Annotated in this window: 18 protein-coding genes; 7 read left to right on the forward strand and 11 right to left on the reverse strand. The window is 74.2% G+C overall.

Annotated features, from left to right (window positions below; genetic code table 11):
* Positions 1–304 precede the first annotated feature (304 nt).
* A complete protein-coding gene (locus ACSNN9_RS22955) occupies positions 305–1498 on the forward strand; it encodes a hypothetical protein (protein WP_436675321.1) in 1194 nt (397 codons plus the stop codon).
* Positions 1499–1561: 63 nt separating this feature from the next.
* On the opposite strand, the gene dxs is transcribed toward ACSNN9_RS22955, so the two are convergent.
* The 4 genes from dxs to ACSNN9_RS22975 all read right to left on the reverse strand — a co-directional run bounded on the left by dxs (position 1562) and on the right by ACSNN9_RS22975 (position 8135).
* Positions 1562–3514 (reverse strand): 1-deoxy-D-xylulose-5-phosphate synthase, encoded by a 1953-nt coding sequence (dxs, locus tag ACSNN9_RS22960; RefSeq protein ID WP_436675322.1) that lies wholly within the window; start codon positions 3512–3514, stop codon positions 1562–1564.
* A 116-nt stretch (positions 3515–3630) separates the two neighbouring features.
* Positions 3631–4800 (reverse strand): anhydro-N-acetylmuramic acid kinase, encoded by a 1170-nt coding sequence (locus tag ACSNN9_RS22965; protein ID WP_436675323.1) that lies wholly within the window; start codon positions 4798–4800, stop codon positions 3631–3633.
* A 9-nt stretch (positions 4801–4809) separates the two neighbouring features.
* Positions 4810–6063, reverse strand: coding sequence for a class I SAM-dependent RNA methyltransferase (locus ACSNN9_RS22970; RefSeq protein ID WP_436675324.1), 1254 nt, complete (start codon positions 6061–6063; stop codon positions 4810–4812).
* Positions 6060–8135 (reverse strand): APC family permease, encoded by a 2076-nt coding sequence (locus ACSNN9_RS22975; protein ID WP_436675325.1) that lies wholly within the window; start codon positions 8133–8135, stop codon positions 6060–6062. Before ACSNN9_RS22975 ends, ACSNN9_RS22970 begins: the two co-directional genes overlap by 4 nt.
* 162 nt (positions 8136–8297) lie before the next feature.
* On the opposite strand from ACSNN9_RS22975, the gene ACSNN9_RS22980 reads away from it, so the two are divergent.
* Together ACSNN9_RS22980 and ACSNN9_RS22985 are read left to right on the forward strand one after the other, a co-directional pair.
* On the forward strand, positions 8298–8963 hold the full coding sequence (locus ACSNN9_RS22980; protein WP_358084797.1) for a potassium channel family protein: 666 nt from the start codon (positions 8298–8300) through the stop codon (positions 8961–8963).
* Positions 8964–8965: 2 nt separating this feature from the next.
* Positions 8966–9655, forward strand: coding sequence for a potassium channel family protein (locus tag ACSNN9_RS22985; protein WP_436675326.1), 690 nt, complete (start codon positions 8966–8968; stop codon positions 9653–9655).
* Between the two features lie 10 nt (positions 9656–9665).
* Here ACSNN9_RS22985 and ACSNN9_RS22990 read toward each other — a convergent pair whose 3' ends face one another.
* The 4 genes from ACSNN9_RS22990 to dut form a co-directional block, all read right to left on the reverse strand.
* Entirely contained in the window at positions 9666–10349 is a 684-nt protein-coding gene (locus tag ACSNN9_RS22990) for a DUF3159 domain-containing protein (RefSeq protein WP_436675327.1), read from the reverse strand.
* Positions 10350–10380: 31 nt separating this feature from the next.
* Complete coding sequence (locus tag ACSNN9_RS22995) at positions 10381–10761, reverse strand: OB-fold nucleic acid binding domain-containing protein (RefSeq protein WP_089001387.1); 381 nt, start codon at positions 10759–10761, stop codon at positions 10381–10383.
* 123 nt (positions 10762–10884) lie between these two features.
* On the reverse strand, positions 10885–11553 hold the full coding sequence (locus ACSNN9_RS23000) for a DUF3710 domain-containing protein (RefSeq protein ID WP_436675328.1): 669 nt from the start codon (positions 11551–11553) through the stop codon (positions 10885–10887).
* 25 nt (positions 11554–11578) lie between these two features.
* Positions 11579–12169 (reverse strand): dUTP diphosphatase, encoded by a 591-nt coding sequence (gene dut, locus ACSNN9_RS23005; RefSeq protein WP_357871493.1) that lies wholly within the window; start codon positions 12167–12169, stop codon positions 11579–11581.
* Between the two features lie 91 nt (positions 12170–12260).
* Here dut and ACSNN9_RS23010 point away from each other — a divergent pair, with 91 nt between their 5' ends.
* The gene (locus ACSNN9_RS23010) at positions 12261–12761 is read left to right on the forward strand and encodes a DUF3093 domain-containing protein (protein WP_358085121.1); all 501 of its coding nucleotides are present in this window, start codon (positions 12261–12263) and stop codon (positions 12759–12761) included.
* 63 nt (positions 12762–12824) lie between these two features.
* On the opposite strand, the gene ACSNN9_RS23015 is transcribed toward ACSNN9_RS23010, so the two are convergent.
* Both ACSNN9_RS23015 and ACSNN9_RS23020 read right to left on the reverse strand, forming a co-directional pair.
* Positions 12825–13694: a hypothetical protein gene (locus tag ACSNN9_RS23015; RefSeq protein ID WP_436675329.1), complete on the reverse strand. Its 870-nt coding sequence runs from the start codon at positions 13692–13694 to the stop codon at positions 12825–12827.
* Between the two features lie 139 nt (positions 13695–13833).
* The gene (locus ACSNN9_RS23020; RefSeq protein WP_007075406.1) at positions 13834–14130 is read right to left on the reverse strand and encodes a DUF4193 domain-containing protein; all 297 of its coding nucleotides are present in this window, start codon (positions 14128–14130) and stop codon (positions 13834–13836) included.
* Positions 14131–14565: 435 nt separating this feature from the next.
* On the opposite strand from ACSNN9_RS23020, the gene ACSNN9_RS23025 reads away from it, so the two are divergent.
* Entirely contained in the window at positions 14566–15081 is a 516-nt protein-coding gene (locus ACSNN9_RS23025) for a LytR C-terminal domain-containing protein (RefSeq protein ID WP_436675330.1), read from the forward strand.
* A gap of 49 nt (positions 15082–15130) precedes the next feature.
* Here the strand turns inward: ACSNN9_RS23025 and ACSNN9_RS23030 are convergent, their stop codons facing one another.
* Positions 15131–15946, reverse strand: a complete 816-nt coding sequence (locus tag ACSNN9_RS23030; RefSeq protein ID WP_436675331.1) for an inositol monophosphatase family protein — start codon at positions 15944–15946, stop codon at positions 15131–15133.
* 287 nt (positions 15947–16233) lie between these two features.
* On the opposite strand from ACSNN9_RS23030, the gene ACSNN9_RS23035 reads away from it, so the two are divergent.
* Complete coding sequence (locus ACSNN9_RS23035; protein WP_436675332.1) at positions 16234–17844, forward strand: RNA polymerase sigma factor; 1611 nt, start codon at positions 16234–16236, stop codon at positions 17842–17844.
* A 244-nt stretch (positions 17845–18088) separates the two neighbouring features.
* Positions 18089–18322 (forward strand): DUF7455 domain-containing protein, encoded by a 234-nt coding sequence (locus ACSNN9_RS23040; protein ID WP_074474066.1) that lies wholly within the window; start codon positions 18089–18091, stop codon positions 18320–18322.
* Positions 18323–18376 lie beyond the last annotated feature (54 nt).

The raw sequence follows: 18376 nt of genomic DNA on the forward strand, positions 1-18376 counted from the left end.
CCGGCGTACGGTCACCGGCGCCGCCGCCCACGGGCGGCGCCACGGGTTCGGACGCGGGGGCCGTGGCGGCGTCGGATTCCGACCAGGATTCGGCGCGGGTCTCGGCAGGCGTCACAGTCGGCGGAGTCTACCCGAGCGGGACATTCACCCTGAAACCACGGCAGTGTCCTCTGTGTTCGGGGTCGATCACGGCCCGCGACCTGCACACGGACCGTGGGCGAGGTGGCGCGTCCCGGTGATCCGACATCTCGTACTATGGCGCTTTCCGTTGAACGACGGCTGAGGCGATCGAGGGGGCGTACAGGTGGCTCCAGTCCGCCGGCGCGGCATCACGGCCACCGCACTGCTGACCCTGCTGCTCACCGCGACCGCCTGCGGGCCGGTGGCGGACCGGCAGCCGGGCGACCTGCGGGTCGGCTACGACAGCCTGGACGGCGACCTCACGGTCTGGCCGCCGCGCGGCACCCTGGCGGGCGACGCCGCCGTCCGGTCGGCCGTGACCGGGGCGGTGCGCGACTGGCGGTCGCCGGCCGACGACCGGGTGCACCTGCCGACGTCGGGGATCCTCTGGTCCGGCGAGGTCGACGGCGCGCCGCTGGCCCTAGTCGCCGCGGACGTGCCCGGCGAGAGCGCCTCCTGGCTGCTCCAGGTCACCGGCGAGGGCGGCCGGTACGCGGTCACCCGCGCCGCCGAGTACACCGACCCCGGCTACCTCGTCTACTCCGACGTGCTGCCCGTGCACACCTCCGACGGGCGGCGCTACCTCACGTCGGGCCGGGTGCAGCGGCTACTCGGGCCGGACGGCCGCGCCCTGCGGCACACCGACGGCCTCACCGAGCCGGTGGACGTGCCGGCCTGCCGGGCGGTGCCGGTGACCGCCACGCTCCGGGCCACCGAGGCGCTGCCCCGGGGCCGGGCCGCCGACCGGCTGCTGGACCTCGGCACCGGCACCACCGACCCGCGCTACCCCCTCGTGCGCGACGAGAGCGGCTCCGGCAAGCGCGCCCTCACCGGCCTGGACACCTGCGTGCTCGCCGGCGAGGAGGGCCCGTTCGGCAGCGTCCCCCGACGCATCGGCGACCGGGACGCGCCGCGCTCGGTGCCGTCGTCGTGGCCGATGACCAAGCTGACCGTACGCACCCTGGGCGAGGTCGCCCTCGGCGGCGGCGAGCCGGCCGAGCTGGAGCAGCTGACCTGGGAGACGGCCGACGGCACGATGACCGCCGTCGTGTACCGCCCCTCCGACGGCGGCACGCCGGTCGTCTCACCCGCCGACCGGTCCCACCCGTTGCAGGCGTACGCGCTGCCGGTGCCGGGGCAGCCGCTGGCCGTGCTGAGCTGGCGGCCGACCGCCGACAGCTCGCTGTCGACGCCGCCGGACACGCCCCGGCTGGTGGACCGGCCGGGGCTGGTCGTGGTGCCGATGCCCACCCGCTCGGAGACGTTCAGCCTCGCCGAGGCGGAGAAGACGCACTACCGCTCCCTCGGCGGCCACTGAGCCGGCGCGGAAGACGCCGGCGGCGGGTGTCCCGGTCGCCCGGGGCACCCGCCGTCGTCGGTGTCAGTTCTGCGCGGTCGCGTCGTCGGCGGCGATGACCGGTTCGACCGGCTCGACGTCCAGCCGGGAGATCCAGCCCGTGACGTCGCGGGCCACGTCCTGCGCGGTCAGGCCGAGGTCGGCGAGGATCTGCGCGCGGGTGCCGTGCGGGTGCCACTCGGCCGGTACGCCGAGGTCGCGCAGCGGCACGCGGACGTCGGCGTCGCGCATCGCCTGGGCGAGGGCGTCGCCGACGCCACCGACCCGGACGCCGTCCTCGACGGTGACCACGAGCCGGTGCCCGGCGGCCAGCTCCACCAGCTCGGCCGGGACCGGGCGGACCCAGCGCGGGTCGACCACGGTGACCCCGAAGCCCTGCTCGGCGACCCGGGTGGCCACCTCCATGCCCAGGTGGCCGAAGGAGCCGACCGCGACCAGCAGCACGTCCTTGCGCGCCGACTCGGCCAGCACGTCGACGGTCCCGACCCGGCGTACGGCCGGCAGGTCGGCGGCGACGGTGCCGGTCGGGAAGCGGACGATGGTGGGGCCGTCGTCCACGCCCACCGCCTCGCGCAGCTCCTCGCGCAGCGTGGCGGCGTCGCGGGGCGCGGCGATCCGCAGGCCCGGCACGACCCCGAAGACGGACATGTCCCACATGCCGTAGTGGCTGGGCCCGTCGGGGCCGGTGATGCCGGCCCGGTCCAGCACGAAGGTCACCGGCAGCCGGTGCATCGCCACGTCCAGCAGGACCTGGTCGAAGGCGCGGTTGAGGAAGGTCGCGTAGACCGCCACCACGGGGTGCAGCCCGCCGAGGGCCAGGCCGGCGGCCGAGGTGGCCGCGTGCTGCTCGGCGATGCCCACGTCGTAGACCCGGTTCGGGTGCTTGCGGGCCAGCTTGGCGATGCCGGTCGGCTCGGCCATCGCGGCGGTGATGCCCACCACGTCGGGCCGCTCGTCGGCGATGGCGACCAGCTCGTCGGCGAAGACGTGGGTCCACTTCACCGACGGGGCGGCGACCAGCTTGCCGGTCTCGATGTCGAAGGCGCTGCCCGGGCCGTGCAGGCAGTCGGCCTCGTCCTCCTCGGCCGGGCGGTAGCCGTAGCCCTTGCGGGTGACGGCGTGCACGATCACCGGGCCGCCGAAGTTCTTCGCCGCGCGCAGCGCCGACTCGACCGCCGTCACGTCGTGCCCGTCGACCGGGCCGACGTACTTGATGCCGAGGTCCTCGAACATGGCCTGCGGGGCCACCGCGTCCTTGATGCCCCGCTTGACCGCGTGCAGCACCTCGTACATCGGCCTGCCGACCAGCGGCGTCGAGCCGAGCGCGTCCTTGACGGTGTCGAGCACCTTCTCGTAGCTCGGGTTGAGCCGCAGCGACGAGAGGTGGTCGGCCAGGCCGCCGATGGTCGGCGCGTAGGAGCGGCCGTTGTCGTTGACCACGATCACCAGCGGGTTGCGGGCGGTGGCGATGTTGTTCAGCGCCTCCCAGCACATGCCGCCGGTGAGCGCGCCGTCGCCCACCACGGCGACCACGCTGCGCTGCTCGCCCCGCAGCGCGTACGCCTTGGCCAGGCCGTCGGCGTAGGACAGGGCGGTGGAGGCGTGCGAGTTCTCGATCAGGTCGTGCTCGCTCTCGGCCTGGCTCGGGTAGCCCGAGAGGCCGCCGCGCTGGCGCAGCCGGTCGAAGCCGGCCTGCCGCCCGGTGAGGATCTTGTGCACGTACGCCTGGTGGCCGGTGTCGAACAGGAGCCGGTCGCGCGGGGAGTCGAAGACCCGGTGCATGGCCAGGGTCAGCTCGACCACGCCCAGGTTGGGACCGACGTGCCCGCCGGTGCGCGAGACCTTGGCGATCAGGAAGTCACGGATCTCGGCGGCGAGGACGTCCAACTCCTCGGCGGACATCCGCTTGACGTCCTGCGGACCCCGGACGGTGGCCAGCAGCCCGGTGTGGTGGACCGTGCCCTCTTCAACGCTCATGACGCAAGAGTCTATCGGCCGCCCGGTACTCCGCAGGCCGGCCCGGACGCCCGCCCACCGGCCGGGGGCACTGAGCGCCTGGTCAGCCCCCGGATCCGCCGCCGGCGCCCGGGGAGTCAGGCCGTGATCCGCAGCCGCCGGGGCACCACGACCCCCGCGGCGCCCCGGTACGCCGGCCCGGACGGGGTCCAGGAGCCCAGCACCGCGGCCCGGGCGGCGCCGGTCACCGAGGGCAGCGCGCCGGGCAGCCCGTGCCAGGAGAGCCAGCCCAGCAGCGCGAACGCGTACGCCTCCTTGGCCTGCGCGGGCACCCCCAGCTCGTCGGTGGTGCGCAGCCGCCAGCGCCCCGTCCCGAGGGCGGCCAGCCGGGCGGTCAGCGTGGGGTTGCGCACCCCGCCGCCGGCCGCGACCACCTCCACCACGCCGTGCCGGTCGCACGCGGCGGCCACCACCCGGGCGGTCAGCTCGGTCAGGGTGGCGAGCACGTCGTCGGCCGGCACCGCCTCGCCGAGGGCGGCCAGCCGCGCGTCCAGGTAGCCGGCGTGGAACAGCTCCTTGCCGGTCGACTTGGGCGGCGGCGCCGCGTAGTACGGCTCGGCGAGCAGCGCGGCGAGCAGGCCGGGGTGCACCCGACCGGCGGCCGCGCGGGCGCCGTCGAGGTCGCAGGGCCGGCCCAGGAGGCGCTGGGCCGCCGCGTCGAGCAGCGCGTTGGCGGGCCCGACGTCGTACCCGAGCACCGGCGCGCCCGGCGCGAGGACCGTGAGGTTGGCGATGCCGCCCAGGTTGAGCGCGGCGCGCGGGGCCGCGCCGTCCGCCGGGTCGAGCAGCAGCGCGTCGAAGGCCGGGACCAGGGGCGCGCCCTGCCCGCCGGCCGCGACGTCCGCCGAGCGCAGGTCGCTCAGCACGGGTACGCCGACCCGGGCGGCCACCCGGGCCACGGCGCCCAGTTGCAGGGTGCCCCGGGCCCGTCCGTCGTCGACCCAGTGGAAGACCGTCTGCCCGGGCGAGACCACCGCGTCGACCGTTCCGCCGGCCAGCTCGACGCCGAGGGCCGCCGCCTCGGCGAAGACCTCCCCGAGGCGGTTGTCCAGCCGGCAGACCGCCTCGATGGTGGTGCTCCCGGGCGGCAGCAGCGCGCCGATCGCGGCGCGCAGCTCGTCGTCGTAGTCGAGGCCCCGGTGGCCCAGCGGGCGCAGCCGCAGCGTGTCCCCGTCGAGGGTGAACTCGGCGGCGGCCACGTCCACCCCGTCGTAGGAGGTCCCCGACATCAACCCGACGATCTTCATCGCGTCAGGCTAGCGGGCGGCTCGGTCGGGCGGCAGGAGCAGACCGACCAGCTCGACGTGCTGGGTCATCGGGAACAGGTCGAAGCCGCGCAGCGCGGCCAGCCGCCAGCCCAGCCCGGCGAAGGTGCGCACGTCGCGGGCGAAGGCGGCCGGGTCGCAGGCCACGTACGCGATCGCGCGGGGACCGGCGGCCACCAGGTCCCGCACCACCGGGCCGCCCGCGCCGGAGCGCGGCGGGTCGAGCACCACCACGTCGACCGGGCCGGTGATCCGGCGGCGGGCCAGGGCGGTCTCCACCCGGGCCGGCACGACCTCCACCCGGGGCAGGTCGCGCAGGTTCTCCCGGGCGGCGGCGACGCCCTGCGCGGCCGACTCCACGAGGGTGACGCGGCCCGCGTCGCCGACCCGGCCGGCCAGCGCGGCGGCGAAGAGCCCCGCCCCGCCGTAGAGGTCCCAGGCCCGCTCCCCCGGGCGCGGGTCGACCAGCTCCAGCACGGCGTCGACCAGGGTGTCGGCGGCGGCCGGGTGGACCTGCCAGAACGACGACGCCGGCAGCGTCCACTCCCGGCCGGCCGCCACCTCGCGGACCCGGTCCGGGCCGCTCACCGGGCGGGGCACCCCGTCGGCGACGGCGGTGACGGCCACGTCCCCGCCGGTGGAGGCGACCGTCTCGACCGCGTCCGCGTCCGGCCAGCGCGCCCCCGTCGGGGCCAGCACGGGCAGCTCTCGGATCGCCGGGTGGGCGATCAGGCAGCGGTCGATCGGGACCACCTCGTGCGAGCGGTGCTTGAGCAACCCGGCCCGGCCCGCCCCGTCGACGGCGTAGCGGACCCGGGAGCGCCAGCCGAGCGACCCGCCGGGCAGCGCCGCCACCCGGACGCCGAGGGCGTCCAGCTCGGCGTCCGTGAGCCCGCCCAGGCGGGTGAGCTGCTCGCGCACCACGGCCGCCTTCCAGTCGAGCTGTGCGGCCGGGGCGACGTGCTGGAGGTCGCACCCGCCGCACCGGCCCGGCTTCGCGTACGGGCAGGGCTGCTCGACCCGCTCCGGCGCGGCCTCGAGCACGGTCACCGCGTCGGCCCGGACGAAGCCGCGGTGCACCTCGGTCACCTCGGCGACCACCCGCTCGCCGGGCAGCGCGTGCCGGACGAAGACCACCTGGCCGTCCACCCGCGCGACGCAGTGCCCGCCCGGCGCGACCGCCCCGACGGTCAGCTCGACCCGCTCGGCCTCCTCCAGCCCCCGGCCGTCCCCGTGCGCGGTCACCGCTCACCTCCACCACTCGGGCCGCTCTCGCCGGGCGGCGCGGACACGACGGGCGGGACGCTCGGCGGCAGGGTGCCGCGCGGCGCGACCCGGGGGCCGCGTGCCGGTCCCCGGGTCAGGGTGGCGTCCAGCCGGTCCAGGTCCTTGCCGGCGGTCGAGGCGAGCTGCCACGGCACGCTGGTCACCATCACCCCCGGTTCGAAGAGCAGCCGGCCCTTCAGGCGCAGCGCGCTCTGGTTGTGCAGCAGGTTCTCCCACCAGCGCCCCACCACGTACTCCGGGATGAAGACCGTGACCACGTCGCGCGGCGACTCCCGGCGGACGCCGGCCACGAAGTCCAGGATGGGCCGGGTGATCTCCCGGTACGGCGAGTCGACCACGGTCAGCGGGACGGGCAGGTCCCGCCGTTCCCACTCCGCCTGCAACTCCCGGGTGTCCTTCTCGTCGACGTTCACGGTCACCGCGGTCAGCGTGTCCGGCCGGGTGGCCCGGGCGTACGCGATGGCCCGCAGCGTCGGCTTGTGCAGCTTGCTGACCAGCACGACGGCGTGGTTGCGGGCGGGCAGCACGGCGCGGCCCTCGTCCGGCGGGGTCAGCTCCGCGGCGACCCGGTCGTAGTGCCGGCGGATGGCGAGCATCAGCGCGTAGATCATCGCCATCGCGGCGATGGCGATCCACGCGCCGAGCAGGAACTTGGTGACGAGCACGATGACCAGCACCGTGCCGGTCATCGCCATGCCGAAGGTGTTGATCGCCCGGGACCGGAGCATCCGCCGACGCGCCTGCGGGTCCCGCGCCGTGCGCAGGTGCCGGTTCCAGTGCCGGATCATGCCGGCCTGGGAGAGCGTGAACGAGACGAAGACGCCCACGATGTAGAGCTGGATGAGCCGGGTCACCTCGGCCTGGAAGCCGACGATCAGCACGATCGCGGCGACGGCCAGGAAGACGATGCCGTTGGAGAAGGCCAGCCGGTCGCCGCGGGTGTGCAGCTGCCGGGGCAGGTAGCGGTCCTGGGCGAGGATCGAGCCGAGCACCGGGAAGCCGTTGAACGCGGTGTTCGCGGCGAGGAAGAGGATCAGCGCGGTGATCCCGGCGACCACGAAGAGCAGCACCGAGCCGGAGCCGAAGACCGTCTCGCCGAGCTGGGTGGTGACGGTCTTCTGCACGTACCCCTCGGGGCCGGAGATGATCTGCAGCCTCGGGTCCTCGACGAACTGCAGGCCGGTGAGGCGGGACAGCCAGATGATGCCGACCAGCATGGCCACCGAGATGGTGCCGAGCAGCAGCAGCGTGGTGGCCGCGTTGCGGCTCTTCGGGGCCTTGAACGCCGGCACCCCGTTGGAGATCGCCTCCACGCCGGTCAGCGCCGCGCAGCCCGAGGAGAAGGTCCGCAGCAGCAGGAAGACCAGGGCGAAGCCGGTGACGCTGTGCTCGGCCTGGATCTCCAGGCCGGCGCTGGGCGCGCGCAGGTCGTGGCCGAGCACGAAGACCCGCACCAGGCCGGTGAGCAGCATCCCGACCATCACGATGATGAAGCCGTACGTGGGGATGGCGAAGGCGGTGCCGGACTCCCGCAGGCCGCGCAGGTTCACCGCGGTGAGCAGCACCACCGCGGTGACCGCGATCAGCACCTTGTGGGTGGCCACGAACGGCACCACCGAGCCCAGGTTGGCCACCCCGGAGGAGACCGAGACCGCGACCGTGAGCACGTAGTCGACCAGCAGCGCGCTCGCCACCGCGACCCCCGCCCGCGGACCGAGGTTCACCGTGGCCACCTCGTAGTCACCGCCGCCCGAGGGGTAGGCGTGCACGTTCTGCCGGTAGCTGGCCACGACCGTGAGCATCACCACCACGACGGCCAGGGCGATCCACGGCGAGAAGAGGTACGCCGAGGCGCCGGCGATGGAGAGGGTCAGCAGGATCTCGTCGGGCGCGTACGCGACGCTGGAGAGCGCGTCGGACGCGAACACGGGCAGCGCGATGCGCTTGGGCAGAAGCGTGTGCTTGAGCCGGTCGGACCGGAACGGTCGACCTAGGAGCAGCCGCTTCAGCAGCGAGGTGGGTCTGGCCACAACCGCCAAGCGTACGACCACCCGGGCGGGCGTCGCGGGGTGGTCGATCGCGGCGGGCCGGACCGGCGGAGTACCGTCGGTCCGCGTCCACGCCCGGAACGTGGCAGGCTCGCAGACGGCACGCTCACCGGCCGGGCGTTGCGCACCTTGAGGAGGGACGCGGTGCATGTCGTGATCATGGGTTGTGGCCGCGTCGGCTCGACCCTCGCCTACAGCCTGGAGTCCCGGGGGCACTCGGTCGCCGTCATCGACCAGGACGCCGACGCCTTCCGCCGGCTCGGCCCCGACTTCGCCGGGATCACCGTCACCGGCGCCGGCTTCGACGGCGAGGTGCTCCGCCAGGCCGGCATCGAGCGGGCGGACGCCTTCGCGGCCGTCTCCAGCGGCGACAACTCGAACATCATCTCGGCCCGGCTCGCCCGGGAGACGTTCGGCGTGTCCCGGGTGGCGGCGCGGATCTACGACCAGCGCCGCGCGCAGGTCTACGAGCGGCTCGGCATCCCCACCGTGGCCACCGTCCGGTGGACCGCCGACCGGATGCTGCGGCACCTGGTGCCGGAGGGGAACGTGGAGATCTTCCGGGACCCGACGAGCACGGTGTCGATCGTCGAGGTGCCGGTGCACAAGGACTGGGTCGGCCGGCCGGTGCGCGTCCTGGAGGAGGCGACCGGGGCCCGGGTGGCGTACCTGATCCGCTTCGGCATCGGCACCCTGCCGACCCCGTCCAGCGTCGTGCAGGAGGGTGACCAGCTCTTCATGCTGGTCACCGACGACATTGCGGCTACGGTCACGTCGGTGGCGGGGACGCCGCCGGAAGGAGGGCTGTGAGCATGCGTATCGCCATCGCCGGCGCGGGCAACGTGGGCCGCTCGATCGCCCAGGAGCTGATCGACAACGGCCACCAGGTGATGCTCATCGAGCGCCAGCCCCGGATGCTGCGCCCCGACCGGGTGCCGGCGGCCGACTGGGTGCTGGCCGACGCGTGCGAGCTGGCCAGCCTGGAGGAGGCCGACATCGCCGGCTGCGACGTGGTGGTCGCGGCCACCGGCGACGACAAGGTCAACCTGGTGGTCTCGCTGCTGGCCAAGACCGAGTTCGCGGTGCCCCGGGTGGTGGCCCGGGTGAACCGGGCCGAGAACGAGTGGCTCTTCACCGAGCAGTGGGGCGTCGACGTCGCGGTGAGCAAGCCGCGGGTGATGGCCGCGCTGGTCGAGGAGGCGGTCACCGTCGGCGACCTGGTCCGGCTGATGACCTTCCGGCAGGGCGAGGCGAACCTGGTGGAGATCACCCTGCCGCCGACCGCCCCGTACGTCGGGGAGCCGCTGCGCGCGGTCCCGCTGCCCCGCGACTCCGCGCTGGTGGCGATCCTGCGCGGCAAGCGGGTGCTGGTGCCCACCCCGGACGACCCGCTCGAGGCGGGCGACGAACTGATCTTCGTGTGCACCGCGGAGGTCGAGGACGCGGTCCGCGCGGTGGTGCTCGGGGCGGACAGCGTCGAACGCACCCGCGAGCGGCGCTGAGGCCGGCGGCTCAGCCGCCGGGCAGCGCCTCGGGCTCCGCTTCCCGGGTCACCCGCCGCACCGTCCAGACCGTGATCAGCAGCAGCAGCACGTACGGCGGGTAACCCAGCACCAGCCGCGCCACGCCGAGCGCCGTGTCCTGGTGGGCGAGGTAGAGCCCGGCCTGCACGCCCACCTTGGCCAGCCACACCACGCCCCAGAGCACGGTGAGCCCGGTGAAGGTCCGCACCAGGCGCGGGTCGTCGCGCCACTCGGCGCGGCCCTTCGCCACCAGCACCGACCAGATCCACCCCACCAGTGGCTGCCGGACGGCCGCCGAGACCAGCAGGGCCAGCCCGTAGCCGATGCCGTAGAGGATGCCGGGGAGGTAGAAGTCGCGTTCGTCGCCGGTGCGCCAGGCGATCGCGGCGCCGACGGCGATGCCGAAGAGCCCGTTGACCGCGTGCCGGACCGGTCGGCGCTGCGCCAGCCGGAGCCCGGCGATCACGAGCGCCACCGCCACCGAGGCGATCACGGCGGGCCGCAGCTCGCCGACGATGTTGGCCAGCACGAAGACGACCACGGGGATGCTGGACTCGACCAGGCCCCGCCAGCCGCCGAGCTGGTCGGCCATCTGCTCGGCCAGGGTGGGCAGCCGTTCCTCGTCCTGCGGGTCGCTCTCCGGCTGTGCCGCCCGGTGCTGTCCCGTCGTCATCGCACGCCTTCCGTCCGCCGCGGCCACCGGGTCACTTCGGCGGTTCCAGCTCGTAGTACGGGTTGTAGATCACCTTGCGGTCGTCGCGCACGGCCACCCGCCCGCGCGCGGTCAGGTGCCGGCCGGGCTCGATCCCGGCGATGTGCCGCCGGCCCAGCCAGACCAGGGTGACCACGTCGCTGCCGTCGTAGAGGTCCGCCTCCAGGGTGGGCAGGTTGGTCCGCGGGGTGTAGACGACCGTGCGCAGCCGACCGGCCACCGAGACCACCTGGCCCCGCGTGCACTGCCCGGCCGGGACACCACCGTGCTCGGCGCTCTCCCGGCGCAGCTCCTGCGCCTCGATCTCCGCCTCGCTCGCGGTGAGCCGTCGCAGCATGCGGCGCAGCGAGCCCCGGCCCTCGTCGGTCGACATGACCTCCGCGTCACCCTCTCCACGCTGGCCGACACGACGCCGGCACCCCGGGCCCCGGCGACGCCGGAACCGTCCCGCCAGCGTACGCCGACGGGGCCGGTCCCGGCGCGTCGTGACGGACGGTCAGGCCTCGCGGGGCGCGGGTGCGGGGTTGCCCTCGGCCGGCGCTGCCTCGACCGCCTGGTCGGCCACCTCGCGGGGCAGCCGCAGCGGCAGCGGCTCGCGCACCGGCTTGGCCTCCTGGCCCCGGTCGACCACCAGGCCGTCGAGGCACTCGGCGAGCGGGCCGGCGGCGGCCGGGTTGGTGGCCACCTCGCCCTGGTAGACGCCGCGGACCATCCAGCGCGGCCCGTCGATGCCGACGAACCGCAGGTCGGTCAGCCCGTCCGGGGTACGCACCCGGGCGTGCAGCTCGGTGCCGTACTCGCCCTGGACCTCCTGGGCCGCCGCGCCGTCGTTGAACAGCGACTGGCGGATCTCCTCGCGCACCTCGTCCCAGATGCCCTCGGAGCGCGGCGCGGCGAAGACGCCGAGCTGGAGCGCGTTCGGGCCGTGCACGAGCACGACCTGCTGGATCACGCCCTCCGGGTCGGCCTGCACCCGCACCTCGACGTCGCGCACCGCCGGGATGTGCAGGCTGCCCAGGTCGAGCCGCTGCACCCCCTCGGGCGCCTCCGAGATGTCGTACGGGCCGCGGGCCGGGGCCGACTCCTCGTGGGAGTCGAGGACCTCGGTCGTCCGCTCGTCACGGGCGTGCCGTCCGGCACTGTCCCGCTTCCGGGAGAAGATCACTGCGCCAACCCTCCGCTGTTCGCACTCACCCTGCCACCTCTTCCGTCCGGCCGCCTGCCCGGTCCCGCTCTTCCCGTCGCGCGTCCGGCACGTCCGGCGCCCGCCGGCCGTCCGGGGCCGCGTCCTGCCCGCCGCCCGCCCCGACCGTCGCGGGGGACGGCACCAGGCCGGCGTGGCCGCCCGTGGAGCCGTGCCCGCCGGTCCCGCGCCGGGACACGGCCAGCTCTGCCGCCGGCTGGAAGTCCGCCCGCGCCACCCGCTGCACGACGAGCTGCGCGATCCGGTCACCACGGGAGATCTTCGCCGGTGTGTCCCGATCATGATTGATCAGGTTGACCAGGATCTCACCCCGGTAGCCGGCGTCGACCGTACCGGGCGCGTTGAGCACCGTCACGCCGAGTCTGGCCGCGAGCCCCGAACGGGGGTGGACGAGGCCCACGTACCCCTCGGGCAACGCGATCGCCACGCCGGTCGGGACCAGGGCCCGGCCGCCGGGTGGCAGCTCGACGTCCGCCGCCGCCACCAGGTCTGCCCCGGCGTCGCCGGGATGTGCGTACGCCGGCAGCGGCAGCTCGGGATCGAGCTGCCGTACGGGCACGGGTACGACGTCGGTCACGGTTCCCCTCTTCCGTCCGTCCTGCTGGGGTGACCCTGCCATCCTGCCGGTTCCGCCGGGCGTCGTGCGCCGTACCCTCACAGGAGTGAGCCTGTCACCGTCCTCGCCGTCCCCGGCGCCGCCCGCCGCGGCGCCCCCGCAGCACGCCGAGCGGCTCGGTCTGCCGTGGTGGCTGTGGCTCGGCGGGCTGGCCGCGGCCGCGTTGCTCGCCGTGGAGGTCTGGATGGGCGCGCCCGGCGTCCGCGCCTGGCTGCCGTTCGTGCTGCTGCTGCCGGCGACCGTCGCCGGCCTGGCCTGGCTCGGCCGGATCCGGATCGCGGTACGCGACGGCGAGCTGCGGGTGGACGACGCCCGGCTGCCGGTCCGGTTCGTCGCGGACGTCGTCCCGCTGGACGCCGCCGGCCGGCGTGAGGTGCTCGGGGTCGGCGCCGACCCGCTGGCGTTCGTGGTGCAGCGGCCGTGGATCCCCGGCGCCGTGCAGGTGGTCCTCGACGACCCCGCCGACCCCACCCCGTTCTGGGTGGTCAGCACCCGCCGCCCGGTCGAGCTGGCCGAGGCGCTCCTCGCCGCCCGCGACGCCGCCCGTCCCTGAGTCGTCCGGCGCTCCCCGCGCCGCCCCCTGCCGTGCTCTGCCGCCGTCCCGTGCGCCGGCCGCTCAGCGGGCGCCGGGGAGGGCCGGCGGGGTGCCCGGCAGGGCCGTGGTGCGGCGGCGCAGGTCGCCGCGGAGCTGGTCCGCCATCGTCCGGGTGGCCCGGCGGTTGAGGTAGCTGGCGACCGCCGCCCCGGTGAGGAAGGGGCCGAGGGTGGTCAGGTTGCGGCCGAAGCGCTTGAGCAGGGTGTCCCGCAGCTCCTTGCGCGCGGCGGTGCCCAGCACGGCGCCCACCCCGACACCCGGCATCATCGGGTTGATCCCCCGCTGGCCGGCCCAGGACTGCACCAGCGCGACCGCCCGCTGGGTGCCGCCGCTCGGCACCGGGACCCCGTAGACCTCGTGCAGCTCGCCGATCAGCTTCAGCTCCACGGCCACCACGGCGACCGTCTCGGCGGCCAGCAGCACCGGCGCGGAGAGCAGGGCTGGGGCGACCGTCCACTCGACCGCCGCCACTCCCCCGCCGGCGGCGCCGATCCCGGCCGTCGTCCGCGCGGCGTTGCGCACCAGCCGCTCGGCCAGTGCCTCGCCGTCCAGGCCGTCGAAGTGCTGGCGCAGGGTGGCCAGGTCGCGCACGGGCACGTGCGGGGCGATCTCGGCGACCGTGTCGACCATCCAGCGCACCGCGCTCTTCGGTTTGAACAGGTCGGCCAGCCCGCGCGCGCGGGCCTGCCCGACGAGCCGGCCGAGCAGCTGCCGCCGGCGGGCCGGCTCGATGTCGTCGGCGGTCAACGCCGCGACGGTGGCACCCAGCTCGTCCGCGCCGCGCGCGGGCACGGCGTCGGCCTGGTCGTCCCGCGCGGCGTGGTCGCCCACACCGTCGGCCCGGGTCGTGTCCGCGCCACGCGTGCCGCCGGACTCGCTCCGCTCGCTCATGGCCCGACCTCCCGAATGGACCGACGTCGACATGACGGTCTCCCGTCAACGAGTCAAGCAGGTCCCTCGGAGTACCGCACGGCGACTCGGGCAGCGGCGGCCCCGACGAGGGAGCCGCCGCTGGTGCGGACGAACGGTGTCAGACGCACTCGCGGCAGATGAGCTCGCCGTTGCGCTCGACCGCCAACTGGCTGCGGTGGTGCACCAGGAAACAACGGGCGCACCGGAACTCGTCCTGCTGCATCGGCAGCACCTTGACCGTGAGTTCCTCGTCCGCCAGGTCGGCGCCGGGCAGCTCGAAGCTCTCGGCCACCTCGGCCTCGTCGACGTCCACGGCGCCCGACTGTGAGTCGACGCGTCGGGCCTTGAGCTCTTCCAGGCTGTCCTCGCCGAGGTCGACCTCGTCGCGACGCGGGGCGTCGTAGTCGGTGGCCATCGGTTTCACTCTCCCATATCGATGTTGTCGCTTCCGGTTGTAACGCCGGACGACGCTGTTTCGGTTCCGCTGGCCGGCCACCACTTGTGTCGGTCACCCGACCCGAAGACAGCACGGACGGAGGCATCCCCAAGGAACGGCCGGCGAGGCGCGGAACCATACCCCCCCTCTGGGCGAGGCATGTATACCGCCCTCGTGGCTGAGATGTACGCCCCCGCACGCGAAGTTGTTCCCAATGTGACTCAGGCGACACGAAGATAGGGGTAGTACTACCCGGTTCCGGGATGGCGCGCCGGCATGTCCGGCTGTTTCCACGCGACGGCCGGACAACCGTTAACCTCAGCGGCGTACTCGACGGCCGGCGGGGCGGCCCGACCACCGGCGGCCGCCACCACCCACCACTGTCCGGGGAGCACCCTGATGAGCTTTGCGCGAGTGCGAGCACTCGTTGTCGTCGGCCTGCTGGCGGTGCTGGCCCTCGTCTTCGTGGTCGTCGCGTTGGTCCGCGACACCCAGAGCAGCGCCGGCCTCGCCGGAGGTTGCCCGGAGGGCTGGCCGCTGGCCGACGTGACCCTGCGGGAACCCAAGGACGTCAAGATCAACGTGTACAACGCGACCGACGAACCGGGTCGGGCCACCACCGTCGCGGACGACTTCCGCAACCGCAAGTTCCAGGTCAAGAAGGTCGGCAACGAGAAGAAGCAGATCGACGACATCGCGGTCCTGCGCTACGGCCCGAAGGGAGTCGGCTCGGCGCACCTGCTGCGGGCGTACTTCCTGAACAACGCCGAGTACGACTACGACCCCAAGCGCACCGACGACGTCGTCGACGTGGTGCTCGGCGGCGGCTTCCAGCAGCTCGCCACCACCACCGAGGTCAACCAGTCCCTGGGCGACCTCGGCTCGCCGGTCGCGCCGGAGGAGTCCTGCCCGATGCCCCAGGACGACTGACCGACTCCCGCCGCGCCCCCGGTGCCGCCGGGGGCGTGGCGCCGGCCGGTCAGGGACCGCCCGAGGCGTCCAGGTCGGCGAGACGGTCGTGCAGCGGCTTGAACAGCGCCGCCGGCGCGGCGATCACCAGGTCCGGGCCGGCCGGCAGTCCGCCCAGCCCGGCGACCAGCAGTCCCGCCTCGGTCGCCACCAGGGCCCCGGCCGCCTGGTCCCAGGCGGCGAGCCCCTTCTCGTAGTAGGCGTCCACCCGCCCCTCCGCCGCCAGGCAGAGGTCCAGCGCGGCGGCGCCGAAGCGGCGGATGTCCCGGATGTGCGGGATCAGCTCGGCGATCACCCGGGCCTGGTGCGCCCGGCGCGCCGGGTCGTAGCCGAACCCCGTGGCGACCAGCGCCTGGCCGAGGTCGGTCTCGGTGGAGCAGCGCAGCCGCTCGCCGTCGCGCCACGCGCCCCCGCCGACGGTGGCCGTCCACTCCTCGCCGGTGCTGATGTTGCGCACCACCCCGGCGACCACCTCGCCGTCGACCTCGGCGGCGAGCGACACCGCGTAGTGCGGGATCCCGTAGAGGTAGTTGACCGTGCCGTCGATGGGGTCCACGATCCAGCGGACCCCGCCGGGGCCGACCGGGCCGGTCTCCCCCGCGCCGTACTCCTCGCCGAGGACGGCGTCGCCCGGCCGCAGCCGGCGCAGCGCGTCGATCACCTGCCGCTCCACCGCCCGGTCGGCGGCGGTCACCACGTCGGTGACCGTGCTCTTGGTCGCGGCCACCGACACGCCCTCGACCCGCATCCGGTGCGCGGTCGCGGCCGCGTCCCGGGCCACGTCGACCGCGATCTCCAGCAGTTCCGACGGCGCCGAGCGATCCATCGTTCGTCCCCTTCCCGCACGGCCGGGGTGTTCCGGGTCACGCGCGGTACCATCCTTACAAAGTCCACATCTGCGTCGAATCGGCGGTCCCCACCGCCGGTCCGCCGTGCGGCGACGGATGATCGCCGCAGACGGCGTTACAATTCACCCCTGCCCACGCTGCGACGGACCGCCACGACCGGCCGGCCCGGGACACGGGGGTCCCTCAACCACATCGCCCGGCAAGGTGCCCCGCTCTGCGTCGGACGACCCGGCCGTGCTCGCTCTTCGCCTCCGGAAGGTCATTCGTGACAGAACCCCGCCAGACCGGCGCCGACGTTCGCTCGCTCACCGACACTCTGATCGCCCACGCGCAGAGCGCCGGCGGTCAGCTCACGTCGGCTCAGCTCGCGCGCACCGTCGAGTCCGCCGAGGTGACTCCGGCCCAGGCCAAGAAGATCCTCCGGGCGCTCTCCGAGGCGGGAGTGACCGTGGTGGTGGACGGCTCGGCGAGCACCCGCCGCCGCGTCGCCGCCGCCCGGTCGGCCACCCCGGCGTCCCGGGCCACCACCGCCAAGACCACCAAGAAGGCCGTCGCGCCCGCCCCGAAGCAGGCGCCCGCCGCCGACGAGGCCACGGCGCCCGCCCCGCGCAAGGCCGCCCCCCGCAAGGCCGCCGGCACCACCGCCGAGGTGGCCGCCAAGGCCGCCGCGCCCGCGAAGGCGACCAAGTCGACCCGGGCCACCAAGGCGACGGTCGCGGCGGCCGGGGCCAAGCCGGCCAAGGCCGGCGGCAAGGCCAAGGGCGAGGGCGCCGAGGGTGACATCGACCCGGAGGAGCTCGCCGCCGAGATCGAGGACGTGGTCGTCGAGGAGCCGGCGGAGCTGACCCGGGCCGCCGAGACCGACGCCGCCAACTCGGCCAGCGACAACGACTTCGAGTGGGACGACGAGGAGTCCGAGGCGCTCAAGCAGGCGCGCCGCGACGCCGAGCTGACCGCCTCCGCCGACTCGGTCCGGGCCTATCTCAAGCAGATCGGCAAGGTCCCGCTGCTCAACGCCGAGCAGGAGGTGGAGCTGGCCAAGCGGATCGAGGCCGGGCTCTACGCCGCGGAGCGGCTGCGGGCGGCCGAGGAGGGCGAGGAGAAGCTCACCCGCGAGATGCAGCGGGACCTGGGCTGGATCTCGCGGGACGGCGAGCGCGCCAAGAACCACCTGCTGGAGGCCAACCTCCGGCTGGTCGTCTCGTTGGCCAAGCGCTACACGGGTCGCGGCATGGCCTTCCTCGACCTGATCCAGGAGGGCAACCTCGGCCTGATCCGCGCGGTCGAGAAGTTCGACTACACCAAGGGCTACAAGTTCTCCACGTACGCCACCTGGTGGATCCGGCAGGCGATCACCCGGGCGATGGCCGACCAGGCCCGCACCATCCGCATCCCGGTGCACATGGTCGAGGTCATCAACAAGCTCGGCCGCATCCAGCGCGAACTGCTCCAGGACCTGGGCCGCGAGCCCACGCCGGAGGAGCTCGCCAAGGAGATGGACATCACACCCGAGAAGGTGCTGGAGATCCAGCAGTACGCCCGGGAGCCCATCTCGCTGGACCAGACGATCGGCGACGAGGGCGACAGCCAGCTCGGCGACTTCATCGAGGACTCGGAGGCCGTGGTCGCGGTCGACGCGGTCTCGTTCTCGCTCCTGCAGGACCAGCTCCAGCAGGTGCTGCAGACGTTGTCCGAGCGTGAGGCGGGCGTGGTACGCCTGCGCTTCGGCCTGACCGACGGCCAGCCGCGCACGCTGGACGAGATCGGCCAGGTCTACGGGGTGACCCGGGAGCGCATCCGGCAGATCGAGTCCAAGACGATGTCCAAGCTGCGTCACCCGTCGCGTTCGCAGGTGCTCCGGGACTACCTGGACTGATCGCGATCGTCAACCGAACGTGTCGTTTTGACCACCTGGCGTGCAACGTCGGAAGGTGATCGTCCGGTTGCGCGATTGTGATCGTTGACGTGGCACCCTTGGTGCACGGCACACTGTCCCTGCCATGTGTGACCTCGGTCCCCCGCGGGCACACAGGGAAGGCAGCGCCGGGACAGGGTGTTGCACGATAGGTGAGCAACGACCGAAGAGATTGTTCATCGGTGACGACCAGAGGAGGAAGGCGATGACCCCGACCCTCACGCCGCCGCCCGAGACGGTGGCTCCCCCAGCCGCCGATGAACGGTGCGACCGCTGCAATGCTGCCGGCAAGCTCCGGATCACTCTGGCGGGTGGGAGCGAGCTGGTGTTCTGTGGGCACCACGCGAACAAGTACGCGGAGGATCTCGTGAAGATCACCGTGCGGTTCGCGACGGACCCGGAGTTCAGCTGGCGTGGCGCCGATCTGATGGCGAACTGAGAGACCGCAACCCACGACATAGCCGGCCGGAGGCCCCCTGAGGGGGCCTCCGGC

This window comes from Micromonospora sp. URMC 107, assembly GCF_051386315.1.
Lineage (GTDB): Bacteria > Actinomycetota > Actinomycetes > Mycobacteriales > Micromonosporaceae > Micromonospora.

Excerpts from the sequence above, each read along its gene's own strand:
- dxs (WP_436675322.1), bottom strand. The coding sequence starts at position 3,514 with ATGAGCGTTGAAGAGGGCACGGTCCACCACACCGGGCTGCTGGCCACC.
- ACSNN9_RS22965 (WP_436675323.1), bottom strand. The coding sequence starts at position 4,800 with ATGAAGATCGTCGGGTTGATGTCGGGGACCTCCTACGACGGGGTGGAC.
- ACSNN9_RS22985 (WP_436675326.1), top strand. The coding sequence starts at position 8,966 with ATGCGTATCGCCATCGCCGGCGCGGGCAACGTGGGCCGCTCGATCGCC.
- ACSNN9_RS22990 (WP_436675327.1), bottom strand. The coding sequence starts at position 10,349 with ATGACGACGGGACAGCACCGGGCGGCACAGCCGGAGAGCGACCCGCAG.
- ACSNN9_RS22995 (WP_089001387.1), bottom strand. The coding sequence starts at position 10,761 with ATGTCGACCGACGAGGGCCGGGGCTCGCTGCGCCGCATGCTGCGACGG.
- ACSNN9_RS23015 (WP_436675329.1), bottom strand. The coding sequence starts at position 13,694 with ATGAGCGAGCGGAGCGAGTCCGGCGGCACGCGTGGCGCGGACACGACC.
- ACSNN9_RS23020 (WP_007075406.1), bottom strand. The coding sequence starts at position 14,130 with ATGGCCACCGACTACGACGCCCCGCGTCGCGACGAGGTCGACCTCGGC.
- ACSNN9_RS23030 (WP_436675331.1), bottom strand. The coding sequence starts at position 15,946 with ATGGATCGCTCGGCGCCGTCGGAACTGCTGGAGATCGCGGTCGACGTG.
- ACSNN9_RS23040 (WP_074474066.1), top strand. The coding sequence starts at position 18,089 with ATGACCCCGACCCTCACGCCGCCGCCCGAGACGGTGGCTCCCCCAGCC.